We start from the raw sequence: 21,895 nt of genomic DNA, 5'->3' as shown, positions 1-21,895 counted from the left end.
GGATGGCGATGAAAATATTATTACTTCTAATGCCGATTTTTGCCTGTGCGGCGGAGGTCAGCTTTGAAAATAGCGACTTTGTAATGCGTAGTGTGAATTTTGTGATTTTTGTCGCGCTTTTGTGGTGGCTTGTGGCAAAGCATATCAAAAACGCACTCAAAGCAAGGCAAGATGAGATTTCAGCGCAATTAAACGCCGTGCAAGTCAAACTCGCAGAATCTAACAACAAAAAACTAGAAAAATTAAAAGAATTAGAAAATGCCAAAAAACTCGCCATTGACATCGTGGCAAACGCCCACAAAGAGGCAGAAGTCATTACTAAAAATATTCAAAATCAATGCAAAAAAGATTTAGAGATTTTGCAAAAATCTTATATCGAGCGAATGGGATTTGAGCAAAAACGCGCTAAAAAGTCCATCGTTAGCGAGGTTTTAAGCGAGATTCTGCGTGATGAAAATATCGCGCTTGACAAAAAGAAATTTGTTGAAATCATCACAAAAAAGGTCGCATAAATGATAGCAAAAAGATACACAAAAGCGCTCGTAAATGCGCTAAATGAGAAAGAAATCGCTACGGCGATAAAGGTGCTTGAATCAATTAGCAAAAGTTTTGCAGATTCTGCGTTTTTAAATATTATAAATTCGCCTTTTATCCCAAAGGCGCGTAAGTGTGAGCTACTTATCGAAACTTTTAAGATTAAGGATAAAACGCTAAAAAATTTTATCAAAGCATTAAGCGAGAAAAACCGCCTGTGTGAGATTCCGCGCATTTATGATGAGCTGAATCGCCACATTCGCGCTAAAAACAACGAATTTGAACTCATCGTGCAGTCAAATTTTGCGCTGGATTCAAAGTCGCTTTCAGAAATTAAGCAAAAGTTAGAGCAAAAGTTTGGCGTCTCGCTTGTGGCAACGCACAAAAAAAGCAATGTCGATGGGATAAAGATTTTCATCGATGAGCTGGGCGTTGAGGGCGCGTTTTTAAAGCAAAGTTTGACAAATGGCATAAAAAGCCATATCTTAAAAGCATTTAATTAAAAGAAAGGAGTAAAAATGTCAAGTAAGATTCAGGTAGATGAAATAAGCTCAATAATCAAGCAAAAAATCGAGGATTTTGAGCTAAAAATCGACATAGATGAGGTAGGGTCGGTCATAAATTATGCGGACGGTGTGGCGCGAGTTTATGGACTAAAAAATGTAATGTATTACGAAATGGTAGAATTTGAGACAGGCGATAAAGGCTTGGCTTTGAATTTGGAGGACAACAGCGTGGGCGTGGTTGTGCTTGGTGCTGGGAGAGAAATCAAAGAGGGTGTATCAGTCAAACGACTAGGCACTCTTATGAGTGTGCCTGTGGGCGATGCGGTTGTGGGGCGCGTAATAAATGCGCTTGGCGAACCCATCGATGGCAAAGGCGCGATTGAGGCAAAAGAGCATAGATTTATCGAAGTCAAAGCTCCCGGCATTATGGCACGAAAATCAGTGCACGAGCCATTGCAAACAGGTATCAAAGCCATTGATGCGCTTGTGCCGATTGGGCGCGGACAAAGAGAGCTAATCATCGGCGATAGGCAAACAGGCAAAACAACCGTTGCCATTGATACGATTATCAATCAAAAAGGGCAAGATGTCATTTGTATCTATGTGGCAATCGGACAAAAAGAATCAACCGTGGCGCAAGTTGTCCGTAGGTTAGAAGAACACGGCGCAATGGAATATAGCATTATCGTAAATGCACCTGCTTCAGATTCGGCTACTATGCAGTTTTTAGCACCTTATGCAGGGGTTACGATGGGCGAATATTTTAGAGATAACGCCCGCCACGCGCTAATAATCTATGATGATTTAAGCAAACACGCCGTAAGCTACCGCGAAATGTCGCTAATTTTGCGCCGTCCGCCCGGTAGAGAAGCGTTCCCCGGCGATGTTTTTTACTTACACTCTCGGCTTTTAGAGCGCGCAGCGAAATTAAGCGATGATTTGGGAGCTGGCTCGCTAACGGCACTGCCCATCATTGAAACACAAGCAGGCGATGTCGCGGCGTATATACCTACAAATGTCATCTCAATCACCGATGGGCAAATCTTTTTGGAGACAAATCTATTTTACTCTGGGATTCGCCCTGCGATAAATGTGGGCTTGTCCGTATCGCGCGTGGGTGGCGCAGCGCAGGTTAAGGCGATGAAGCAAGTCGCTGGGACTTTGCGATTAGATTTAGCGCAGTATAGGGAGCTTCAAGCGTTCGCGCAATTTGCGTCAGATTTAGATGAAGGTAGCCGAAAGCAATTAGATAGGGGGCAAAGAATGGTTGAGGTGCTAAAACAGCCACCTTATTCGCCTTTGTCGGTTGAAAAGCAAATTATCATCATTTTTGCGGGTGCAAAGGGCTATTTGGATAATGTCCCCGCAAGTAAAATCACCAAATTTGAAGCGGATTTATATCCATTTATCGAAGCGAAATATCCAAAGATTTTTGAGACGCTAACTAGCAAAAAGGCGATTGATTCGGACTTAGAGGCACTTTTGAAACAAGCATTAGAAGAGTTCAATAATTCATTTACGGCGTAGGGTAGAGCGATGGGAAATAGTTTAAAAGAAATTCGAGGCAAGATTACGAGTGTAAAAAACATTCAAAAAACCACTCGTGCGATGAAGCTCGTGGCAAATTCAAAGCTCAAAAAAGCCGTAGAAGCCGCCAAGCGCAGTCGAATCTATGCTGAAAAGCTAAATGAAGTATTTGATGAAATTATCCAAAAGACGCTCCACAACGGCAATTTGTTTGAGAAAAATGACATTTTGTTTGTGGATAAGGATAGGGCGGTAAAAATGGTGGATATTGTATTTATCACATCCGACAAGGGCTTGTGTGGCGGGTTTAACGCTAATACGATAAAAGCCGTTGTTTCGCTTATGAATGAATACAAAAAGCAAGACATCAAAGTGCGACTGCGTGGCGTGGGGAAAACGGGCATTCGGTATTTTAACTTTAATGAAATCGAGCTATGCGATGAGGGCGATGGGCTTTCATCAAATCCTAGCGATTCAGCGGCAAGTGAGTTTATTATGAAAGCGGTAAATGACTATGTGGAGGGCATTACAGACAAAGTCATAATTATTCACAATGGCTTTAAAAATATGCTATCACAAGAAATTCAGCAAGTCGAGATTCTGCCCTTTAAAGTCGATTTGGACGAAGTCGCCGCGAAATCAAGTGGCAGAGTTGAAGGCGAAATGCTTATTGAGCCAAGCGATAGCGAAAAGCAGATTTTAGATGAGTTGGTGCGACAATATATAAATTATAATATGTTTTACGCGCTAATTGATTCACTTGCAGCCGAGCTAAGTGCGCGAATGCAGGCGATGGATACAGCGACTAAAAACGCTTCGGAGCTGGTTAGAGATTTGACGATTAAGCATAACAAAGCGCGTCAAGCGGCAATCACTACCGAGCTAGTAGAGATAAATGCCGGCGTTGAAGCGATGAAATAATGGCAAGCGATGAAATAATGGTAAGTGAAATAACAAAAAGGAGAACTTATGAAAGCTAAAAATTTAAATGGGACAATCTCACAGATTATGGGTCCTGTCGTGGATATTGACTTTGTTAGCGAGGGCGAAGAGGCGTATTTGCCAAAGATTTATGAGGCGATTGATGTTGTATATCAAATGGATGGCGAGGAGAAGCGACTTGTGCTTGAAGTCGCCGCGCATTTGGGCGATAATCGTGTGCGAACAATCGCTATGGATATGACAGAGGGACTTAGTCGCGGACAGCAAGTAACGGCGCGTGGCACGATGATTGAAGTGCCTGTGGGCGAAGAAGTTTTAGGGCGAATCTTAAATGTTGTAGGCGATGTAATCGATGAGGGCGCACCGCTCTCACGCAAAATCACAATGCCGATTCACCGCTCTGCGCCTAGCTTTGAAGAGCAAAGCACAAAAACAGAAATGTTTGAGACAGGCATAAAAGTTGTAGATTTACTTGCACCATATTCAAAAGGCGGAAAAGTCGGGCTTTTTGGCGGTGCTGGTGTGGGCAAAACGGTCATCATTATGGAACTAATCCACAATGTCGCTTATAAACACAGCGGATATTCGATTTTTGCAGGTGTCGGGGAGCGCACAAGAGAGGGCAATGACTTGTATAACGAGATGAAAGAAAGTAGCGTTTTGGATAAAGTCGCGCTTTGCTATGGGCAGATGAATGAGCCACCTGGAGCGCGAAACCGCATCGCATTTACAGGGCTTACTATGGCTGAATATTTCCGCGATGAAAAGGGATTAGATGTGCTAATGTTTATTGATAATATTTTTAGATTCGCGCAATCTGGGGCAGAAATGTCCGCGCTTTTAGGGCGAATCCCATCAGCTGTGGGTTATCAGCCTACACTTGCCACTGAAATGGGCAAATTGCAAGAGCGAATCACTTCTACCAAAAAAGGCTCAATTACTTCTGTCCAAGCGGTTTATGTCCCAGCGGACGACTTGACTGACCCTGCGCCGGCGAGTGTTTTTGCGCACCTTGATGCCACCACAGTGCTAGATAGAAAAATCGCTGAAAAAGGCATTTATCCCGCAGTTGACCCACTAGGCTCAACATCGCGAATATTAGACCCACATATCGTTGGCGAAAAGCACCACAAAGTCGCTATGGGCGTTCAGCAAGTGCTTCAAAAATACAAAGATTTGCAAGATATTATCGCATTGCTTGGTATGGATGAGCTATCCGAGGAAGACAAACGCACCGTTAGCCGTGCTAGGAAAATGGAGCGATTCTTATCGCAACCTTTCTTTGTCGCAGAGGTTTTCACAGGCAGTGCGGGTAAATATGTGAGTTTGGAGGATACAATCAACGGCTTTGAGGGCATATTGGAGGGCAAATACGATGATATCCCCGAAGCGGCGTTTTATATGGTTGGCAATATAGATGAGGTAGTGGAAAAAGCACAAAAGCTAAAAAGCTAAAAGGTAAAAAGCAATGGAGCATATTAAATTAAGCATCGTTACGCCCTATGGTGAGATTTTTAGCGATGAAGTAAAGTCCGTGTTTTTGCCCGGAAGCGAGGGCGAATTTGGCGTGTTGCCCGGGCATTGCGATTTTTTGTCGCTTTTGAAAGTGGGCGTAATTGATATTTTGAAAAAAGATGACAAAAGAGAGCTAGTCGCGATAAATTGGGGCTATGCAGAGGTGACAGATAGTAAAGTCGCCGTTTTGGCAAATGGTGCTGTGGCGATTGAGGGCAGTAGCGATAGTGAGATTAGCGATGCGATTGACAATGCTAAAAACTTGCTAAAATCCGCCGCCGCAGAAGAGGCATTAGTCTCTATTGCCATTACAAAGATTGAGAATAATTCACGCTAGATTCTGCGAAGGTGGCTATTTTTGAATAATTTTTTAAGCGATATTGGACCTGTGACTTGGGCGGTTTTGGCGTGGCTGTCACTTTATTTTGTCATAAATATTTGGATTTTTATTTGGCGTATTATTAAGCTAAACGATGTTATGCGAATCGAAAAGGACACGCTAGACTTGCTTCTATCCGCTCGTGCGCCACTGCCAAATGCTGTGTTTTTTAAGATTTTTGATGAGAATAATATTAGCGAAAATATTTTAAAAGTCTATAAGCTAAAAGCCGTATCTTACGCAACTATCGGGCTTTCAATGCTTAGCATTATCTCATCTACCGCGCCATTTATCGGGCTTTTTGGGACGGTGGTAGAGATTTTGGAGGCGTTTTATCATTTGGGAGGCGAGGGCAAAGTGAGTTTTGACATTATCGCACCCATTATTTCAAAGGCACTCATCGCTACGGCATTTGGCATTTTAACGGCAATCCCGGCGTATTCATTTTATATCATTTTGCGCCGAAAAGTCTATCAAATCGGCTCATTTTTGGATATGCAAATAAATGTAATGCTTTCAGCCCCACCCAAAAAAGATGACTTTAAAATCACTTTAAGCAAATCGACTAGCAAATCGATAGAGTAGGGCAGGGCGCATTTTGGATATTTACGATGATTTAGATGATAAGCCAGAGCTAAATATCACGCCACTTGTGGATATTATGCTTGTGCTTTTGGCGATTTTGATGGTTACAACGCCTACGATTGTTTATAAAGAGGATATAACTCTTGCGCGTGGCTCAAAAACGCAAAAAGTCATAAATGAGCCACAAATCGAAGTGCGAATCGACAAAAAACGCAATATTTACATAAAAGACGCCACTTATAATTTCAAAAATTTTGTGGATAATTTCAATCTTTTGGCTCAAAGCTATGACAAAGCCACAGAAGTGCGAATCCGCGCGGATAAAGATATAAATTACGGCGATGTGATTTTTGTGCTAAAAAGCATTAAAGAGGCTGGATTCTTAAAGGTGTCCTTAATTACAAATGGATAGATTTGGCAGTAATTATAAAGATGGCATTTTCGTGCTTAGCGGGGTTTTTTCACTATCGCTTTATGTGCTTTTGCTGCTTTTGATGGCGTTATTTTTTAAATTAAGTAGTGAGCGCATAAATATCTCTATAAACGCCAAAAGTGCGATTCAATCAATCAGCGTGAATCTAGTCGAAGTGCCACTAAAACAGCAAAACGCAGAATCTCAATCCCCCAAAATCACCGAACAAATCGCCCCAAAAAGTGAAAACAAACCAAAAGAGAGCGGTTCAAAAAGCGCGATTAGCGGACTTGGCGCGAGTGATTTATTTAGCAAAATTGACACCAAAAAACCATCGCAGAATCTAAATGAGATTCAAAGCGACAGAGATAAAATCGCCCTTAACAAAAAGGGCGAAAATCCCGCAAATGACGCATTAAATAAGATTTTGCAAAGCACGCAAAATATCGAAAAAACCTTGCAGAATCTAAACTCAAATATTATGATTACCGATTCAACCGCGTCCAAATTTTGCGAAAAGCACGGCGATTATTGCAAGAAATTAACGGAGATTTTATACAAAAGCTGGAATGCCAAAAGTGCCTTTGATGAGGTGCTTTCATCGATTGTGCAAATTTCTATTAGCAAAGACGGAAATTTTAGCTATACTATCAAAAAAAAATCAGGCAATGCGACATTTGATAGCGAGCTGGCGCACTCTTTGCAGAATCTAACGACACAAAAAGTCCCCGTGCTTGAAAATGTCCGCATTGACAAATTGGAAGTAAATTTCACAAATAAAGGAAGGATGGAATGAAAAAAATACTTGTAATTTTCGCGCTGATATTTGTGGCGAATCTATTTGCGATTGATGCAACTATCGAAGTGGTAAAGGACGCAAACAAACTGCCTACAATCGTGGTTGAAAATCTCAACGCAAACAAAAATGATGTGCTAATATCAAGCAAGATTCACAAAATGCTAGTGGCGGATTTAAAGGTAAGTGGGCATTTTAGCGTGATTGAACGAAATGAAGGCGCAAAAGATATAGACTATGAATCTTACGCAAAAGAAAATGTAAATTTGGTAGTAAAACTCGAAAGCCAAGCAAGTGGCGGTGAGCTAATCTCTACGATTCAAGTCTATGATGTAAATGTCCGCCAAATCGCGCTCTCAAAGCAATACAGCGTAAAAGAAGAAATGCGCTTTCCGTTTTTGGCGCACAAAATGGCGATTGATATAAATGGATACATTCAAGCACCCAGCATTGATTGGATGAACAGGTTCGTGGTTTTTTCAAAATACACGAAGTCCAAAGAGAGCTACATTGTGATTGCTGATTATACGCTAACTTATCAAAGTGCGATAATTCGCGAGGGGCTAAATGTTTTCCCAAAATGGGTGGATTTGGAGCAAACTACGATTTTATTTACCAAATATCTGCCAAAGCCAACCCTTGTGCGCTACAATATCTACACAGGCAAAATGGAGCGATTGCTATCTAGCGATGGGCTAATCATCGCAAGTGATGTCAGCAAAGATGGCAAAAAAGTGCTTATAACTATGGCACCAAAGGGACAGACAGATATTTATCTCTACGATATGACAACAAAGCAAAATACAAAGCTGACAAATTACAACGGCATTGATGTGGGCGCAAATTTCATAAATGGCGAAAAAAGCATAATGTTTATTAGCGACAGACTCGGCTATCCAAATATTTTTTCGCTTGACTTAAAATCGCGCCTTATTACACAGCTAGTCTATCACGGGCGCAACAATAGCAGTGCTAGCGCACACAACGAATATATCGTGTATTCAAGCAGAGAGAGCGCAAATGAGTTTGGACCAAATATCTTTAATCTATATTTGATTTCTACCAAAAGCGACTATATTAGGCGATTAACGGCAAGTGGCATAAATCAAATCCCGCGCTTTTCGCGTGATGGCGGAAGCATAATGTTTGTAAAAAGCACAGAAGATGAGAGTTCGCTAGGCATTATCCGCCTAAATTACAACAAAAGCTACCTTTTCCCTTTGGCAAACGAAAAGATTCAATCAATTGATTGGTAGATTCTGCGATTTTAGTCAAAATGGAGCAATTATGGGCTTTGCAAATAAATATTTGGATAGATTTCGTAAAATTGGGCGAAAATTCATTTTACCAAGCGATGAAATCAAAGGCATTTTAGAGGCGCATATAGATTTTAGCACAATAAAATCCGTGTGTGATTTTGGCGCAGGGACGCTCTTTTGGAGTGAATATTTTGCAGAAAAATTAGGTGGCAACAAAGCAGATTCTGCGATTAGGGGGGGGGCATAATAGAGTTTTTGCAATCGATGCGATTTATGAAACTTATGCCCCAAAATGCGCGTTTGATAATGTGATTTTGGAGAGAGATATTTCGCTAACATCGCAAAAATTTGATTTGATTTTTGCAAGTGATGTATTTCATCATTTAGATAGCGTGGATTTTGATAGGATTTTTAGCGCATTTCTCTCGCACGGAGCGAAGTTTATCATCATTAAAGACATCGATGCAAATCATAAATTTGGGGATTTTATGAACAAAACGCACGATTTGCTAATAAATGGCGAAAAGGTGCGCTCTGTTTTTCCGCAAAAACTGCAAATGCGATTAGAAGCGCACGGATTTAGTGTGGAATATTTTTATTTGCCAAAACTTTGGTATCCGCATTTTCTGCTTGTAGCACGAGCGTAAATGGCGTTTTTATTGTAAAATTTTTTGTAGTTTCTGCGATTTATTGATTTTTCTGTGCTAGATTCTGCGATTTGCAGAATCTAGCGTGTAAATTTTTGCTATGATTGTAAAATTGTTTTAAAAAAGGATTAAAATGCAGATTTTAAATACAAGCGATTCGGCGTTCCGTGCGGACTTTGAAGCGATTTTAAATCGTGGCAATATGGATTTGGAAAATGCGAGCAAGATTGTGAGTGAATTGCTAAATGACATTCGCAAAAATGGCATAGAAGCGATTTTAGCGCACATTGCGAAGTTTGATAAGTGGAGTCCCAAAAATTTGGAGGACATAAAATTTAATCCAAAAGATATGGAAAACGCCTACAATGGCTTGTCCGCCGACTTAAAAGACGCGCTAAATCTTGCATACCGCCGAATCTACGATTTTCACACAAAACAAAAACAAAATTCGTGGTTGGAGTATGAAAGCGATGGCACAATGTTAGGCGTAAAAATCACGCCAATCGCCCGTGCGGGGCTTTATATCCCCGGAGGCAAAGCCGCCTATCCTAGCTCACTTTTGATGAATGCAATCCCCGCGCTTGTAGCAGGTGTGGGCGAAATAGCCGTTTGTTCTCCCACGCCACAAAATGAAGCAAATCATTTGCTTTTAGCAGCGATGCACATCTGCGGGATAAAAGAGGCATACAAAGTCGGTGGCGCAAGTGCAATAGGGCTTATGGCTTATGGGTGCGCAAAAGGCGGCATTGCAAAGGCTGATACCATCACAGGACCGGGCAATATCTTTGTGGCGTGCGCCAAAAAGCTCGTATTTGGCGATGCAAATATCGATATGATTGCTGGACCTAGCGAAATAGGGATTATCGCAGATTCGGGCGCGAATCCTGCGTATTTGGCGATGGATTTGCTATCTCAAGCTGAGCACGATGAAATGGCAAGTGCGATTTTAATAACTGATGATAAAAATCTCGCAAACGCCGTTAGTGCGGAAGTAAAGCGCGTCCTATCCACGCTAAAACGGCGCGAAATCACACAAAAATCTATTGACAATCGCGCCGCAATCATCATCACTAAATCTACTACCGAATCTATCGCGCTGATGAATGAAATCGCGCCTGAACATTTGGAAATCGCCACGCAAAATCCGCACGATTTGTTGCCCTTTATCAAAAATGCAGGGGCGATTTTTTTGGGCGCATACACGCCTGAGGCGATTGGCGATTATATCGCTGGACCAAATCACACGCTCCCCACAGGCGGTAGTGCGCGGTTTTTCTCGCCTTTGAGCGTGGAGCATTTCATCAAAAAAAGCTCCATTATTAGCTTTTCGCCAAATGCGATGCGTGAGATTGGCGATAAATGCGCGATTTTAGCGCAAAGCGAAGGGTTAGAAGCGCACCAAAAATCCGTAGAGATTCGACTAAAAGATTTAGGCAAAGATTCGCGCAAATCGCGCTAGTTTAGGGGATAAAATGCAAAAAAACAACGATATTTTTGATGAAATTTTTGAGAGTTCGCCATTAGAGCATTTGATAAAGATTTTGCCACAGCTATCTCCAAGCGCGTTGCAAACTGCGTTAGAGGCGATTTTTGCCGAGTATGCGATAATGGAGCGCGTGATTGAAAATGAAAATTTGGGCGAAAAAGTGCGGGAGCTTAATCAAATGCGCGATTCTGCGATAGATTCGCGCAAACAAGATTTGGCATTGCGCCTAATGCACGAGGTTTTATCGCAAGGGGATTAAAGATTTACGGATACGCAGAATCTTGCGTGGTGAGTTAAAAAATTCGTAGATTCTGCGAAATATTTGAATTTTACAAAGCAGATTCTGCGAATTTCGCAGAATCTAACAAAGAATTCGCAGAATCTACGCATTCATCTCATCATAATGTTTGTGATAAATTTCTTGCATTTTATCGCGCAAGTCATCATACCATTGCGGATTGCTAAAATCAGGCGTATAAGCCTCCAAACATATCGCTCTTGCTTGTTTGGAGCGCACCTCTAATCTCGAAGCGTCAAATAAATTTCTTGTATTTATTAGCACTATGGGTTGGACTTTTAATTTGTATTTTTCAATTAGCATTTTTGCGCCATTTTTGAAGGGCAAAAAGTCGCGTCCGCCTTTGCTTCGTGTGCCTTCGGGAAAAATAGCTAGGATTCGTCCCTCATTTAGCTTGTTTTTCGCCTCTTTGATTAGATAAACGAGCGATTTTTTGTCCTCCCTATCGATTAAAATCATCTTTGGGGCTTTGAGCGCGTGCCCATAAAGCGGGACTTCGCCTAGCTCTTTTTTTGCCACCCAGCAAATATCCCACGGATAGTAAGCCTCCAAATAGGCTATATCCATAATGCCTTGATGATTTAGCACCAAAATTTGCGCACTTCTATCAAAGTCGCCGATTCGCTTCATCTTAAAGCCATTTATCCAAAAAAATACACGGCTAGTCTTGCGAAATGGGCGATTTATGGGGCGAAAAATATACAAGCTCAAAATTATAAAAGGCAAAATGACAAGTGTGCTAAATGCCGCCCAAATCCCGCGAATACGGCTCATTGCGCTTTTCATTTCACACTTGCCTTTTCAACCCACCCTGTTTTATTATCTTTCGTTAAAATTTTTATATAATCATTGTGCCGACTAATGATTTGCACTTCCGCATTTGCGGGGATTTTGGCGATTATTGTAGAATTTGTCGTAGGGAGGATTCGCAAATAACTATCATTTTTCATCAAACTTTTTTCATTGATATTTACACTAATCACCACAAAAAGCAACAGCAAAATGCCCGCCACAAGCAAAGAGACGCGAATCTTAAATGGGATTTTGCGAATCAAAAATGCCACAAACAGCACAAAACTCAAACCCAAAATAACGATATTTTTAAAGATTAGCACTTTGTTTATGGGCGCGATTTCTTGATTTATGCTAACGCTCGTGCTTGTGGCGATATTTTTAATATGCTCTTGCTTGTAACTTTGCGATTTTAAGTCAAAATATTCAAAATCAAGCGCAGCAATTTGATTTGATAGCACCACATAAAAAAGTCCGTTGCTACGCGTGATAATGCCCTCAAAACTCTCAAATCCCTGCTTTTTCAAATGTGGGATTTTGAAATCCTCCAAATTCGCCATCTGCGCGCTAAAATCAAGCAAAATAATGTTATTTTTTGCGTCATACTCGCGGACATTTGGCGTAACCTTCAAATTCTCCGCCACCACACCGCTAAAATTTGGATGATTTGGACGCAAATCTATCGCAGTGCCACGCATTTCTTTGCTGATGGAAACATCGCTAGATTCTGCGTTTTGCACGATTACTTCTAACTGCGGAAAGGCGAAATTTTTATCCAAAATCTTAAAATACACGATTTTTTCCAAACTGCCATCATCCATCGTCTCAAACGCAGAATCCGCATTTTGAATCGCAACTCCATTGCCCTCCAAAAATCCTATGGAGCGCACCTCGGCATTTTCTAACACAAGCACGGAGTATTTCACCGCGACAATCTCGCCTATGTAGCGCAACTCGCTTGGTTTCACAATCTCGCTTGTGATATAAACTAATCGCGATTTGATTTCATCGGCGTTCGCAAAACTCAAAATAAAAGCAAAAAATAGCAGAATCTGCGTGAATATTTTGGGGAGATTCTGCGGATTTGTTGATTTTGTTGATTTTATAAAAGTAGATTCTGCGCTCATTTGCCAAACTCACACGCTAAAAATATTAGATTCTGCGAATTTAGATTCATTAGATTCTGCGGTAGATTCTGCGAATTTAGATTCTACGCTAAAAATATCTTTTAGCATTTTTGCGCCATCATCGCTTCCCAAAACGCGCTCAATGGCGCGTTCGGGGTGTGGCATCATACCAAAGACATTTTTATTTTCATTGCAAATCCCTGCGATTCGCGCAGTAGAGCCATTTATGTCAGTAGTGTATTTTAGTAAAATTTGATTGTTTGCGCTTAATTGCTCTAATCCCGCGCTATCAATGTAATAATTCCCCTCTGCGTGGGCGATTGGGAGCTTTATTTTTTCGCGCATTGCGTAGCTTTTTAGCAAAGCGTTGTCATTAGCGCAAATCTCAAATTCGCCAAACACGCTTTTATACGCAATGTCCTTATTTCGCATAAGCACACCGGGCAACATTTTTGCTTCGCATAGGATTTGAAAACCATTGCAAATCCCAAAGACAAAGCCCCCATTGTCCGCAAAATTTTTCACCGCTTTCATTATGGGCGCAAACTTCGCAATCCCACCGCAACGCAGATAATCTCCATAGCTAAATCCCCCGGGCACTATGACTAGATTTGTCCCGCTTGGCAAAGCGGTTTCTTTATGCCAGACAATCGCACACTCGTTGTGTAAAAAGCGCGTGGCGTATTCTACATCAAACTCGCAGTTTGTGCCTAAAAATCGCAATATCGCTATCAATTCAAAATCTTTATATTGTAATTTTCAATCACAGGATTTGCAAGTAAATCTTTTGCCATAGATTCTGCGCGAATCTGCGCCAAATCAGCGTCTTGTAAGTCCAAATCCACAATCATCTTTTTTGTGATTTTTAAATCTTTGACGCAATCAAATCCAAGCGAATGCAACGCATTAAAAATTGTCTTTGCCTGCGGGTCTAAAATGCCTTCTTTTAGGCTAATCTCAATCTCTGCTTTCATAAAATGCCCTTAAAATTGCCACGAATCGCGTTATTTTACGCTTTGGATTCGCGCTAATACTTCCTTATACGCTTCGCTAACATTGCCACTGCTTTGGCGGAAAATATCCTTATCCATTTTTTTATTGCTAACCTTATCCCAAAGTCTGCAACCATCAGGGCTAATCTCATCAGCTAACAAAATCGCGCCGTTTTCATCTCGCCCAAATTCGACTTTGAAGTCAATTAAACGCAGATTCGCCTTTGCAAAAAACTCCACCAAAACGCTATTTATCTTTCGCGCCGTAGTTTTTAGGAAATCAGCCGTCTCATCGCTATCAATAATCCCCATAATCTTACAATGCTCATCATTTACAAGCGGGTCATTTAGCTCGTCATTTTTGTAATAAAACTCAACGATGGGGAAATCTAGCGTTTTGCCCTCCGCAATGCCAAGTCGTTTGGTAAGCGAACCTGTGGCGACATTGCGCACAACCACTTCAAGCGGGATAATTTGCACTTTTTTACACAACATACAATTTGACATAGAATTTTCATCAAGCGACTTTATGAAATGCGTCCGCACTCCATTTTGTTCCAAAAGATTAAATGCAATGGTGCTAATTTGGCAGTTTAGGCTACCTTTGCCTTTTTCATTGCCCTTTTTTTGTGCGTTAAACGCCGTCAAATCATCTTTAAACTCCGCAATTACCGCTAAATCATCGCTTGTCGCATATAGCTTTTTGCCCTTACCTTCATAAAGCAAATCTAACTTTTTCATAATTGCCCCCTAAAATTATTTGTTTGCTACGCTGATTTTGCCTGATATACCTACGACCGTTAGCACTTTTAGCGCGTCAATCGCACTTTTTAGCTGAATATCATTGTAAATATCCTCGCTTGTGATTGTTTTGCTTTTGTTGTCTTTGGGCGATTTTGCGCTTTGCTGCGAAGCCGTTTGCGCCCCGCTATCCAACTTTTCTAGCTCACTTTGGAGGTGTTTTTTTAAATCAGATTCTTTTATCGAAAAATCCTCGCCGTCCTTTGGCACAGCTCCCGGATACACGACAATATCTGGCGTAATGCCGACTGCTTGAATCGTCCGCCCACTAGGCAGATAATATCTCGCAGTAGTTAATCGAAGCGCGTCCCCATTGTCGCTATTATCTAGTGGCAACACGATTTGAACGCTTCCCTTGCCAAAGGTATTTTCGCCCACGATTATGGCGCGTTTGTGGTCTTGCAAACTCCCTGCGACAATCTCACTTGCACTCGCACTTCCGCCATTTACTAGCACCACAAGCGGGATTTTGGCAAATGGAGCTTTGCCGTCTGCGCTAAATTCTTCATTGTTGCTTTTAATCTTGCCTTTTTGTGAGACGATAACGCCCTCTTTTATGAAAAGATTGCCAAGTCCCACAGCTTGCTCCAAAAGTCCGCCCGGATTGTTGCGTAAATCTAAAATTATGCCCTTTGCCTTGCTATTTTTTACAAGCGATTCGACATTTTTGGTAACCTTTTCATCAAAGGTATTCACGCGCAAATAAAGATAATCCGTCCCATCAATCTTTTTTGCATAAGTAGAATTTATCTCAATAGTGTCGCGCTGTATGTCAAAAACAAGCGGTTTTGGCGCGCCTTTGCGGATAATGGTGAGTTTAACGCTCGTTTTTTTCTTGCCACGCATTAGATTCACGGCATCATCAATAGTCATATTTAGTGTGCTTTGGTCATTGATTTTTAAAATCACATCACCTGCTTTTAGTCCTGCTTTGTCGCCCGGTGTGCCTTCGATTGGCGAAATAATGGTAAGTGCTGAATCTTTCATAGAGATTTGAATGCCGATTCCATCGAAATGTCCGCTTGTTTGCACCTTTAAGTCCGTGTATTCTTTGGGCGTGAGATATGCAGAATGCGCGTCCAAATTGCTCAAAAGTCCGCTGATTGCTTTATTTACAATCTCATTCATCGAAATATCATCGACATAGTAATTTTCGATATTTGAAATCACCGTGCGAATCTTGCTATATCCATCAAGTCGCGATTGGTTAGAGTTGCCTTTGGCAAAGAGATTGCCTACCAAAATCGCACTTACAATAAAAGCAGTGCCAAAACCTGCGAGTAAAAATCTGTAATATTTCATTTTAGTCCCTAATGTGTGTGATTTAAGAGCCATTGCTCATTACAAAATTTAGATTCAAAGGCGGGATTTTACCACAAATAAAGTTTAAATTTAATTAAAATTTTGCTTTATTTTGCATAAATTTTCACTTTGTTAAAATGGCGTTAAAAAATTATTAAATATTGGACGATATATCGCCTACATTTATTTAAGGGGTTTGTAAGAAAATATGGCGGGCGTTACGGGCAGGCTATTTGCTTCATTTGATTTTATTTTCAAAATATTGCTGATTTTTGCGCTGGGGGGGGGCATTTTAGGCAATTCGCTCTTTGCCAAAGAGCCGACAAATTGGCTTTTTGGCTTTGGAATTGGTGCTGGACTTAGCACGATTGACCAAAAATACTCAGATTCTGCGTTTGTCAAAAATATAGGCAATGGTGCTTTCAATCAAAATCAAGTCATAACCGCGACAAGCGCAAAGGATTGGGGCGTTGCGTGGGAATTTTTAGTCGGCTACAAGCACTTTATAAATGATTGGGTAGGCTTTCGTTATTATGGAAATATAGGGATTCAGCACTATAAACCCGTATCATTTGCTTCTAACAAGCAAGAAATTGGCTTTGTGGATTATACGCTAAATGCGGACTTGCTAATCGACTTTTATGAGACGACGCATTGGGCTATTGGAATGCTGGGCGGTATGGGCTTTGGCGGGACTAGCTTTGATAAAAATGCCGTTAGCAAATATCTAGCGCAATATAATTCGGCTGGACAGCCCATTGGCTTGGCAGATGACGCAAAGCATTTTTTTAATGTGAATGCTTCTGTGGGGCTTCGCGCTGTGATTTTTCAAAAGATTCGGCGCACGGGAGCTAGGGTGTGCGGTGATTATGTCAAAGGTAAGCGCGTGTGCCGTGTGCCTATCTTTTACATAGGGCATAATATCGAGCTAAATGCGAAATTCCCATTGCTTGACTATAAAGCTACGGCAAATCCTGATATACAGCTAGTAAATGGCGTCACAACGCACCGCCCGGGATATACGATAAATAATCCGTATAGGGTAACGATTCGCTATATCGTGGATTTTTAAGGGTGCGTTTGTCTCGTGGCGGATTTCGCGGGAGTTTGAAAAATTCTCGCTCGATGGACTCCCAAGTCCTATCTTCGCTCGAATTTTTCGGCACAACCCACGAACTCCACTCACGATACTTCCGCGCTAGATTTATGTGAAGAATATAATATTTCGTCATTGCGAGATTCTGCGAAGCAGAATCGTGGCAATCCATACATTAGATTCTGTGATTTTTGCGTGTGATTCTGTGAAGTTTTTGTGTAAGATTCTGCGATTTTCGTGCGAATCGCAGAATCTCGCGCAGAATTTTTGTCATTTTGAGGGAGCGAAGCGAGCGAAAAATCTCAAAAATCGCAGAATCTCGGGTAGAATTTCACATTAGACTGCGAAATTGATTTGGATTGCCACGACTTGACTTTGTCAAGTCTCGCAATGACGAGAAAAATCGCAGAATCTGCGTTAAAAAATATACTAGATTCTGCGTTTTTCGTGCTAGATTCTGTGAAATGCGTATTAGATTCTGCGTTTTATGTTAGATTCTGCGAAATCGCAGAATCTACTCGCTTTTATCGCCCCTATCGCTCCACTAAAATTTTCATTTTATTCGCGCTTACCACCACATACAGCTCTTTTGTGCCATTAAATTTATATCCGCCCTTTGCTTTGTAATCCTCCAAAAAGCGCACACGATACAAATCTAGCCCCGATTCGTTTGGATATGGCGCGATATTTATGTCGCTAAAATCGATTGTTTTGCTCTCATTTTTGGCAAAAACGCTTTTCTTAAAGTCCCTAAACTGCGCGATTTTCATACCATCAAAGCGCGTGAAATTCTCATCATAAAAGCTCAAATATGCCTCCAAATCATTTTTTACCCACGCATCACGCCACACAAAAAGCCCTTGCAAAATCACCGCTAGGGCGTCTTTGGAGGTTTCTTTGACTTCGTTTGGATATGTGATAAGAATCGCCTTTTTATAATCAATCGCGCTCTCATAACCCAAAAGCGTTTTATTATCAATAGCAATGCAACCTTTGGTAAATTTGTCTCTATCGCCATTTAGGGGCAATCCGTGAATCCAAATCCCGCCACCCGTCTTTTTTTGCAATCTATCATAGAGATTTGGATATGAAGTCGCAAACGCCAAAGGTCCGTAATATTGGTCTAAATTCGTCAGTTTATGCGTCAAATCATACGCGCCAATCGGCGTTGCCAAATCGCCCTCTTTGAATTTATCGCTTTGTTTTGAGCCAAAAATCGCATTTGTTTTATTTAGCAAATTTATTTTGTCGCCTTTAATTTCATAAAGTGCAAGATTCTGCGATTTTTTAGAAGCGACAAAAATAAAATTCATATTTTCAAAATATCCAAAACTTGTGTTTTTTTTTGCAAGATAATTGCTCCAATAATTTTTGTCTAAAAAGTATTTTTCAAGTGTGGATTTTATGTTTGCAATCCCGCCTTTGCGGTATTCATCGACTAAATTGTAAATGTCATTTGCGCCTAAATTTACACAAAAAATAAGCCCTAAAAATGCAAGTTTTTTCATCGCAGTCCTTTACGAATCGGTGTTAATTTTTAAAAAAATGCGAAATTATACTATAAATTATAGACTTTTTAAGAAAAAAATAAACCAAATTATTATAAAATCCGCACTTTTATTTTATATTTTAAGGACAACCGAAATGCAAGCAATATTTAAGAATGGAGGCAAACAATACAAGGCGCAAGTAGGGGACATTCTGCTACTTGATAGATTAGACCTTGAGCCAAAATCAAGCATTGAAATCACGGAGGTTTTAGCGATAGTAGAGGGCGAGAAAATCGCCGTTGGGACGCCATTTGTGGCGGGTGCTAAAGTTAAAATCGAAGTTATCAATCACGGGCGCGGAAAAAAAGTCATCACTTTTAAAAAGCGCAGACGCAAGGACAGCAAGACGAAGCGAGGATTTAGACGCGACTTTACACGCGCTAGAATCGTGGATATTAGCAAGTAGAAATTTATAGAAAGGATTAAGGTATGGCACATAAGAAAGGACAAGGTAGCACCCAAAACAACCGCGATTCAGCGGGACGCAGACTTGGCGTAAAGAAATTTGGCTCGGAGTTTGTCCGCGCAGGAAATATCATCATAAGACAACGAGGCACGAAAATCCACGCAGGAAGCAATGTCGGGCTTGGCAAAGACCACACGATTTTTGCGCTAGTTGATGGCGTGGTTAGCTTTTCGCGCAAGGACAAAAATCGCAAAAAAGTCTCCGTCATCGCAAGCAATGCAAACTAATCATATTTTGCAAAGTGTCGCAAAAGTCCGCTAGATTCTGCGATTTTAGTGCGATTCGCAGAATCTTATGCGATTTAAGTGCGTGAATTGCGCTAGATTCTGCGATTTGTGGATTTGGATTATGCGAGTTAAATATAAGAATGCAAAATGTTTGTTGATAGCGTTGATATTTTTGTAAGTTCTGGCAATGGAGGCGCGGGGGCGGTTAGCTTTCGGCGCGAAAAATTCGTCATTCAAGGCGGACCTGATGGCGGAGATGGCGGAAAAGGTGGCGATATAATCTTTGAAGTGGATAACAACGCCGATACGCTTTCAAAATTTCGTGGCAAAAAGCACTACAAAGCCCAAAACGGCGCACAAGGAAGCTCACGCAACTGCAAAGGCAAAAACGGCGCAAACCTCATCATAAAAGTCCCGCTAGGAACGCAGATTTTTGACTTTGAGGGCGGCAAACTAATCGCAGATTTGGATAGAATAGATTCGCAACTCACGCTTTTAGTCGGCGGAAAGGGCGGACTTGGCAACGCAAGATTTAAAAACGCCACGAATCAAACGCCCACCTACGCGCAAAGCGGGATAAAAGGACAGAGACTTCATATCAAATTAGAGCTAAAACTAATCGCCGATGTAGGATTAGTGGGCTTCCCAAATGTCGGCAAATCCACGCTAATTTCAACGCTATCAAACGCAAAGCCCGAGATTGCGGACTATGAATTTACCACGATAATCCCAAATTTGGGCGTTGTGGCGGTGAGTGAATTGGATTCGTTTGTAATGGCGGACATTCCGGGCATAATAGAGGGCGCAAGTATCGGTCGGGGGCTTGGATTGCAATTTTTAAAGCATATCGAGCGGACGCGATTTTTGCTATTTGTGCTGGACTCCACGCGCCAAAATAGCGTATTGGCGCAGTTTGAGAGTTTGCGAAGTGAGCTATCGAAGTTTTCAAGCGAACTTTTTGGCAAAAATTTTGGCATTGCCATTTCAAAAAGCGACATTGCAGAGCAAATCAATGCGAATTTTTTGCGCGATATAGCGGATTTGGAGGCTCATTTGAATGCTTTGCAAAACCCACAAAAATTTATTTTGCAAATTTCAAGCATTCAAAAAAGGGGACTAAAAGAGCTAACTTTCGCACTATTTGAGGCAATAAAGGCGTGATTTTGGCGAATCTATATAAATGATAGCGGACTTTTGTGTCCGTAAGCAAACGAAGTGCAGTTTCTTTCAGTAAATACAAATTGTGCCTACAAACACGTGAATCTAAATTGACGACTCTATAAACCCACCACCTAGCACAATATCATCTTTATAGATGACTAGCCCCTGTCCGTTTGCCACGCCATACACGGGCTCTAATAGCGTTGCGCTAATCTCATCGCCACTAAATGCTAGATTCGCGCGAACCGCGCTACTACGATAGCGAATCTTTATATGATATTCGCCGTCTTTTAAACTCTCCAAATCACACGGCGTAAGCGACTTTGCGACAATTTCGCGTTTTAGCAAGTCTGCCTTGTCGCCTACGATGATTTCATTGCGCCCCGCGTCAATTTTCACCACATATTGCGCCTTTAAGGACAGCGGAATGTCTAGCCCCTTGCGTTTGCCGATGGTGTATTGCATATAGCCCTTGTGTGTGCCGATTTGTTCGCCTTGCAAGTTGCGAATCGCGCCTTTTTGCTCGATATTTAGCTCATTTTTTAGCGTGTCAATGTAGTCTTTTTCCACAAAGCAAATCTCTTGCGAATCTTTGTAGTCCGCTAACTCCCCAAACCACGACATTTTGGCAAATGCTTCTTTTTTGACATTTTCTTTGAGTTTGTCGCCAAGCGGAAAAATGAGCCTATCTTTGGCAAATTGTGAGATTCCAAAGAGAAAATAGCTTTGGTCTTTACTTTTATCCACCGCCTCTTGAATGTAATTTTTGCCCTGTATGCGCTTGATTCGCGCATAATGTCCGCTTGCAATAAACTCACAGCCCAACTCCAAAGCCTTTTCTAATCCAAGCCCAAATTTTATATTTGGATTGCACATCGCGCACGGATTTGGCGTCTGCGCGTTTTTATACGAAGCTATAAAATAATCATAAACTTTTGCCTTAAATGCCGTTCGCAAGTCGATAACGCGAAAATCGATATTGAGATTCGCCGCGACTTTTTGGCATTTTTGGATAAAAAAATCGTGTTTTTTGTCGTTGTTGTGTAGCTTCAAATAAATGCCATAAACTTCGTAATTTTGGCGCAATAAATACGCGCTGTATGAGCTATCAATACCGCCACTCATAAGCAAGGCAACTTTTTTCATTATAAATCCTTGTGATATTATTTGAACCGCGTATTGTAGCAAAATGATTTAAGATTATTGTATAATTTCGCTCGAGGTTGCACTAGAGAGTTGCGACCTCCCTAGTGTAGCCTCAAATCCAAAAAAGGAGGTGAGGCTATGAAAAGCAAGATTTCCAGAAAAATCTTGATGGCAATTATACTGATATTTTTTGTATTAGTCAATGTTTGTTATTAAGATAAGCCAAGCCACTAGATTCAAGCGACTGGTGGCGGGTCTTGCTTGAACTCTCTAGCTTGACTAATTTGTAAAGCATTGCTTCTTTGGTGGTGCAATTTGTTCTGGGGTATGCAATTTCGCAGATTTGATA

Annotated in this window: 30 protein-coding genes; 20 read left to right on the top strand and 10 right to left on the bottom strand. The window is 41.2% G+C overall.

Annotation, left to right across the window (positions count from 1 at the left end):
- Nucleotides 1–8: 8 nt before the first annotated feature.
- The 14 genes from ACWIUD_RS04235 (at nucleotide 9) to ACWIUD_RS04170 (ending at nucleotide 10,847) form a co-directional block, all read left to right on the top strand.
- Nucleotides 9–512, top strand: coding sequence for a F0F1 ATP synthase subunit B (locus ACWIUD_RS04235; RefSeq protein WP_454147033.1), 504 nt, complete (start codon nucleotides 9–11; stop codon nucleotides 510–512).
- Entirely contained in the window at nucleotides 513–1,037 is a 525-nt protein-coding gene (locus tag ACWIUD_RS04230) for a F0F1 ATP synthase subunit delta (protein ID WP_454147031.1), read from the top strand.
- A 15-nt stretch (nucleotides 1,038–1,052) separates the two neighbouring features.
- Entirely contained in the window at nucleotides 1,053–2,567 is a 1,515-nt protein-coding gene (gene atpA / locus ACWIUD_RS04225; RefSeq protein WP_454147029.1) for a F0F1 ATP synthase subunit alpha, read from the top strand.
- 9 nt (nucleotides 2,568–2,576) lie between these two features.
- Nucleotides 2,577–3,488 carry an ATP synthase F1 subunit gamma gene (gene atpG / locus ACWIUD_RS04220; RefSeq protein ID WP_454147027.1) on the top strand — a complete coding sequence of 304 codons (912 nt, stop codon included), beginning with the start codon at nucleotides 2,577–2,579 and terminating at the stop codon, nucleotides 3,486–3,488.
- A 48-nt stretch (nucleotides 3,489–3,536) separates the two neighbouring features.
- Entirely contained in the window at nucleotides 3,537–4,964 is a 1,428-nt protein-coding gene (gene atpD, locus ACWIUD_RS04215; protein ID WP_454147025.1) for a F0F1 ATP synthase subunit beta, read from the top strand.
- 13 nt (nucleotides 4,965–4,977) lie between these two features.
- The gene (gene atpC / locus ACWIUD_RS04210) at nucleotides 4,978–5,361 is read left to right on the top strand and encodes an ATP synthase F1 subunit epsilon (protein ID WP_454134126.1); all 384 of its coding nucleotides are present in this window, start codon (nucleotides 4,978–4,980) and stop codon (nucleotides 5,359–5,361) included.
- Between the two features lie 21 nt (nucleotides 5,362–5,382).
- Nucleotides 5,383–5,988, top strand: coding sequence for a MotA/TolQ/ExbB proton channel family protein (locus tag ACWIUD_RS04205; protein WP_454147023.1), 606 nt, complete (start codon nucleotides 5,383–5,385; stop codon nucleotides 5,986–5,988).
- 13 nt (nucleotides 5,989–6,001) lie between these two features.
- Entirely contained in the window at nucleotides 6,002–6,400 is a 399-nt protein-coding gene (locus tag ACWIUD_RS04200) for a biopolymer transporter ExbD (RefSeq protein WP_454147021.1), read from the top strand.
- On the top strand, nucleotides 6,393–7,196 hold the full coding sequence (locus tag ACWIUD_RS04195; protein WP_454147019.1) for a TonB C-terminal domain-containing protein: 804 nt from the start codon (nucleotides 6,393–6,395) through the stop codon (nucleotides 7,194–7,196). Before ACWIUD_RS04200 ends, ACWIUD_RS04195 begins: the two co-directional genes overlap by 8 nt.
- Complete coding sequence (gene tolB / locus ACWIUD_RS04190) at nucleotides 7,193–8,452, top strand: Tol-Pal system protein TolB (protein ID WP_454147017.1); 1,260 nt, start codon at nucleotides 7,193–7,195, stop codon at nucleotides 8,450–8,452. Before ACWIUD_RS04195 ends, tolB begins: the two co-directional genes overlap by 4 nt.
- A gap of 31 nt (nucleotides 8,453–8,483) precedes the next feature.
- On the top strand, nucleotides 8,484–8,702 hold the full coding sequence (locus tag ACWIUD_RS04185) for a hypothetical protein (RefSeq protein ID WP_454147015.1): 219 nt from the start codon (nucleotides 8,484–8,486) through the stop codon (nucleotides 8,700–8,702).
- Nucleotides 8,662–9,102 (top strand): hypothetical protein, encoded by a 441-nt coding sequence (locus tag ACWIUD_RS04180; RefSeq protein ID WP_454147013.1) that lies wholly within the window; start codon nucleotides 8,662–8,664, stop codon nucleotides 9,100–9,102. The genes ACWIUD_RS04185 and ACWIUD_RS04180 overlap by 41 nt, the downstream gene beginning before the upstream one ends.
- A gap of 133 nt (nucleotides 9,103–9,235) precedes the next feature.
- Entirely contained in the window at nucleotides 9,236–10,561 is a 1,326-nt protein-coding gene (hisD, locus tag ACWIUD_RS04175) for a histidinol dehydrogenase (protein WP_454147011.1), read from the top strand.
- Between the two features lie 13 nt (nucleotides 10,562–10,574).
- On the top strand, nucleotides 10,575–10,847 hold the full coding sequence (locus ACWIUD_RS04170; protein WP_454147009.1) for a DUF2018 family protein: 273 nt from the start codon (nucleotides 10,575–10,577) through the stop codon (nucleotides 10,845–10,847).
- Here ACWIUD_RS04170 and ACWIUD_RS04165 read toward each other — a convergent pair.
- From ACWIUD_RS04165 to ACWIUD_RS04135, 7 genes are read right to left on the bottom strand one after another with little or no spacing between them, the layout of a single operon-like run.
- Nucleotides 10,844–10,978 (bottom strand): hypothetical protein, encoded by a 135-nt coding sequence (locus ACWIUD_RS04165; protein WP_454147007.1) that lies wholly within the window; start codon nucleotides 10,976–10,978, stop codon nucleotides 10,844–10,846. The genes ACWIUD_RS04170 and ACWIUD_RS04165 overlap by 4 nt on opposite strands.
- On the bottom strand, nucleotides 10,971–11,672 hold the full coding sequence (locus tag ACWIUD_RS04160; RefSeq protein WP_454147005.1) for a 1-acylglycerol-3-phosphate O-acyltransferase: 702 nt from the start codon (nucleotides 11,670–11,672) through the stop codon (nucleotides 10,971–10,973). The genes ACWIUD_RS04165 and ACWIUD_RS04160 overlap by 8 nt, the downstream gene beginning before the upstream one ends.
- Nucleotides 11,669–12,805, bottom strand: a complete 1,137-nt coding sequence (locus ACWIUD_RS04155; protein WP_454147003.1) for an SH3 domain-containing protein — start codon at nucleotides 12,803–12,805, stop codon at nucleotides 11,669–11,671. Before ACWIUD_RS04155 ends, ACWIUD_RS04160 begins: the two co-directional genes overlap by 4 nt.
- 9 nt (nucleotides 12,806–12,814) lie before the next feature.
- Nucleotides 12,815–13,540 carry a phosphoribosylformylglycinamidine synthase subunit PurQ gene (gene purQ / locus ACWIUD_RS04150; RefSeq protein WP_454147001.1) on the bottom strand — a complete coding sequence of 242 codons (726 nt, stop codon included), beginning with the start codon at nucleotides 13,538–13,540 and terminating at the stop codon, nucleotides 12,815–12,817.
- Complete coding sequence (gene purS / locus ACWIUD_RS04145) at nucleotides 13,537–13,779, bottom strand: phosphoribosylformylglycinamidine synthase subunit PurS (protein WP_454134148.1); 243 nt, start codon at nucleotides 13,777–13,779, stop codon at nucleotides 13,537–13,539. Before purS ends, purQ begins: the two co-directional genes overlap by 4 nt.
- 30 nt (nucleotides 13,780–13,809) lie before the next feature.
- Nucleotides 13,810–14,538, bottom strand: a complete 729-nt coding sequence (gene purC / locus ACWIUD_RS04140; protein WP_454146999.1) for a phosphoribosylaminoimidazolesuccinocarboxamide synthase — start codon at nucleotides 14,536–14,538, stop codon at nucleotides 13,810–13,812.
- A 15-nt stretch (nucleotides 14,539–14,553) separates the two neighbouring features.
- Nucleotides 14,554–15,900 (bottom strand): S41 family peptidase, encoded by a 1,347-nt coding sequence (locus ACWIUD_RS04135; RefSeq protein ID WP_454146997.1) that lies wholly within the window; start codon nucleotides 15,898–15,900, stop codon nucleotides 14,554–14,556.
- Between the two features lie 208 nt (nucleotides 15,901–16,108).
- Here ACWIUD_RS04135 and ACWIUD_RS04130 point away from each other — a divergent pair, with 208 nt between their 5' ends.
- Complete coding sequence (locus ACWIUD_RS04130) at nucleotides 16,109–16,972, top strand: outer membrane beta-barrel protein (RefSeq protein ID WP_454146995.1); 864 nt, start codon at nucleotides 16,109–16,111, stop codon at nucleotides 16,970–16,972.
- On the opposite strand, the gene ACWIUD_RS04125 is transcribed toward ACWIUD_RS04130, so the two are convergent.
- A complete protein-coding gene (locus tag ACWIUD_RS04125; protein WP_454146993.1) occupies nucleotides 16,899–17,168 on the bottom strand; it encodes a hypothetical protein in 270 nt (89 codons plus the stop codon). The two genes, ACWIUD_RS04130 and ACWIUD_RS04125, sit on opposite strands and share 74 nt — an antisense overlap.
- On the opposite strand from ACWIUD_RS04125, the gene ACWIUD_RS04120 reads away from it, so the two are divergent.
- Together ACWIUD_RS04120 and ACWIUD_RS04115 are read left to right on the top strand one after the other, a co-directional pair.
- Nucleotides 17,157–17,336, top strand: a complete 180-nt coding sequence (locus ACWIUD_RS04120; RefSeq protein WP_454146991.1) for a hypothetical protein — start codon at nucleotides 17,157–17,159, stop codon at nucleotides 17,334–17,336. The two genes, ACWIUD_RS04125 and ACWIUD_RS04120, sit on opposite strands and share 12 nt — an antisense overlap.
- Nucleotides 17,337–17,350: 14 nt before the next feature.
- Nucleotides 17,351–17,623 carry a hypothetical protein gene (locus ACWIUD_RS04115; protein WP_454146989.1) on the top strand — a complete coding sequence of 91 codons (273 nt, stop codon included), beginning with the start codon at nucleotides 17,351–17,353 and terminating at the stop codon, nucleotides 17,621–17,623.
- Here ACWIUD_RS04115 and ACWIUD_RS04110 read toward each other — a convergent pair.
- The gene (locus ACWIUD_RS04110) at nucleotides 17,530–18,504 is read right to left on the bottom strand and encodes a L,D-transpeptidase Cds6 family protein (protein ID WP_454146987.1); all 975 of its coding nucleotides are present in this window, start codon (nucleotides 18,502–18,504) and stop codon (nucleotides 17,530–17,532) included. The genes ACWIUD_RS04115 and ACWIUD_RS04110 overlap by 94 nt on opposite strands.
- Before the next feature lie 136 nt (nucleotides 18,505–18,640).
- Between ACWIUD_RS04110 and rplU the strand changes: the two genes are divergently transcribed.
- The 3 genes from rplU to obgE all read left to right on the top strand — a co-directional run bounded on the left by rplU (nucleotide 18,641) and on the right by obgE (nucleotide 20,400).
- Nucleotides 18,641–18,952, top strand: coding sequence for a 50S ribosomal protein L21 (gene rplU / locus ACWIUD_RS04105; protein WP_454134159.1), 312 nt, complete (start codon nucleotides 18,641–18,643; stop codon nucleotides 18,950–18,952).
- Nucleotides 18,953–18,975: 23 nt separating this feature from the next.
- Nucleotides 18,976–19,239, top strand: a complete 264-nt coding sequence (gene rpmA / locus ACWIUD_RS04100) for a 50S ribosomal protein L27 (RefSeq protein ID WP_454146985.1) — start codon at nucleotides 18,976–18,978, stop codon at nucleotides 19,237–19,239.
- 147 nt (nucleotides 19,240–19,386) lie between these two features.
- Nucleotides 19,387–20,400 (top strand): GTPase ObgE, encoded by a 1,014-nt coding sequence (gene obgE, locus ACWIUD_RS04095; RefSeq protein WP_454146983.1) that lies wholly within the window; start codon nucleotides 19,387–19,389, stop codon nucleotides 20,398–20,400.
- 102 nt (nucleotides 20,401–20,502) lie between these two features.
- Here obgE and mnmA read toward each other — a convergent pair whose 3' ends face one another.
- A complete protein-coding gene (mnmA, locus tag ACWIUD_RS04090) occupies nucleotides 20,503–21,546 on the bottom strand; it encodes a tRNA 2-thiouridine(34) synthase MnmA (protein WP_454146981.1) in 1,044 nt (347 codons plus the stop codon).
- Nucleotides 21,547–21,895 lie beyond the last annotated feature (349 nt).

Source organism: Helicobacter sp. 23-1044, assembly GCF_053654695.1.
The sequence above is the reverse complement of the archived record's forward strand: the minus strand, read 5'-3'. Positions and strand labels throughout refer to the sequence as shown.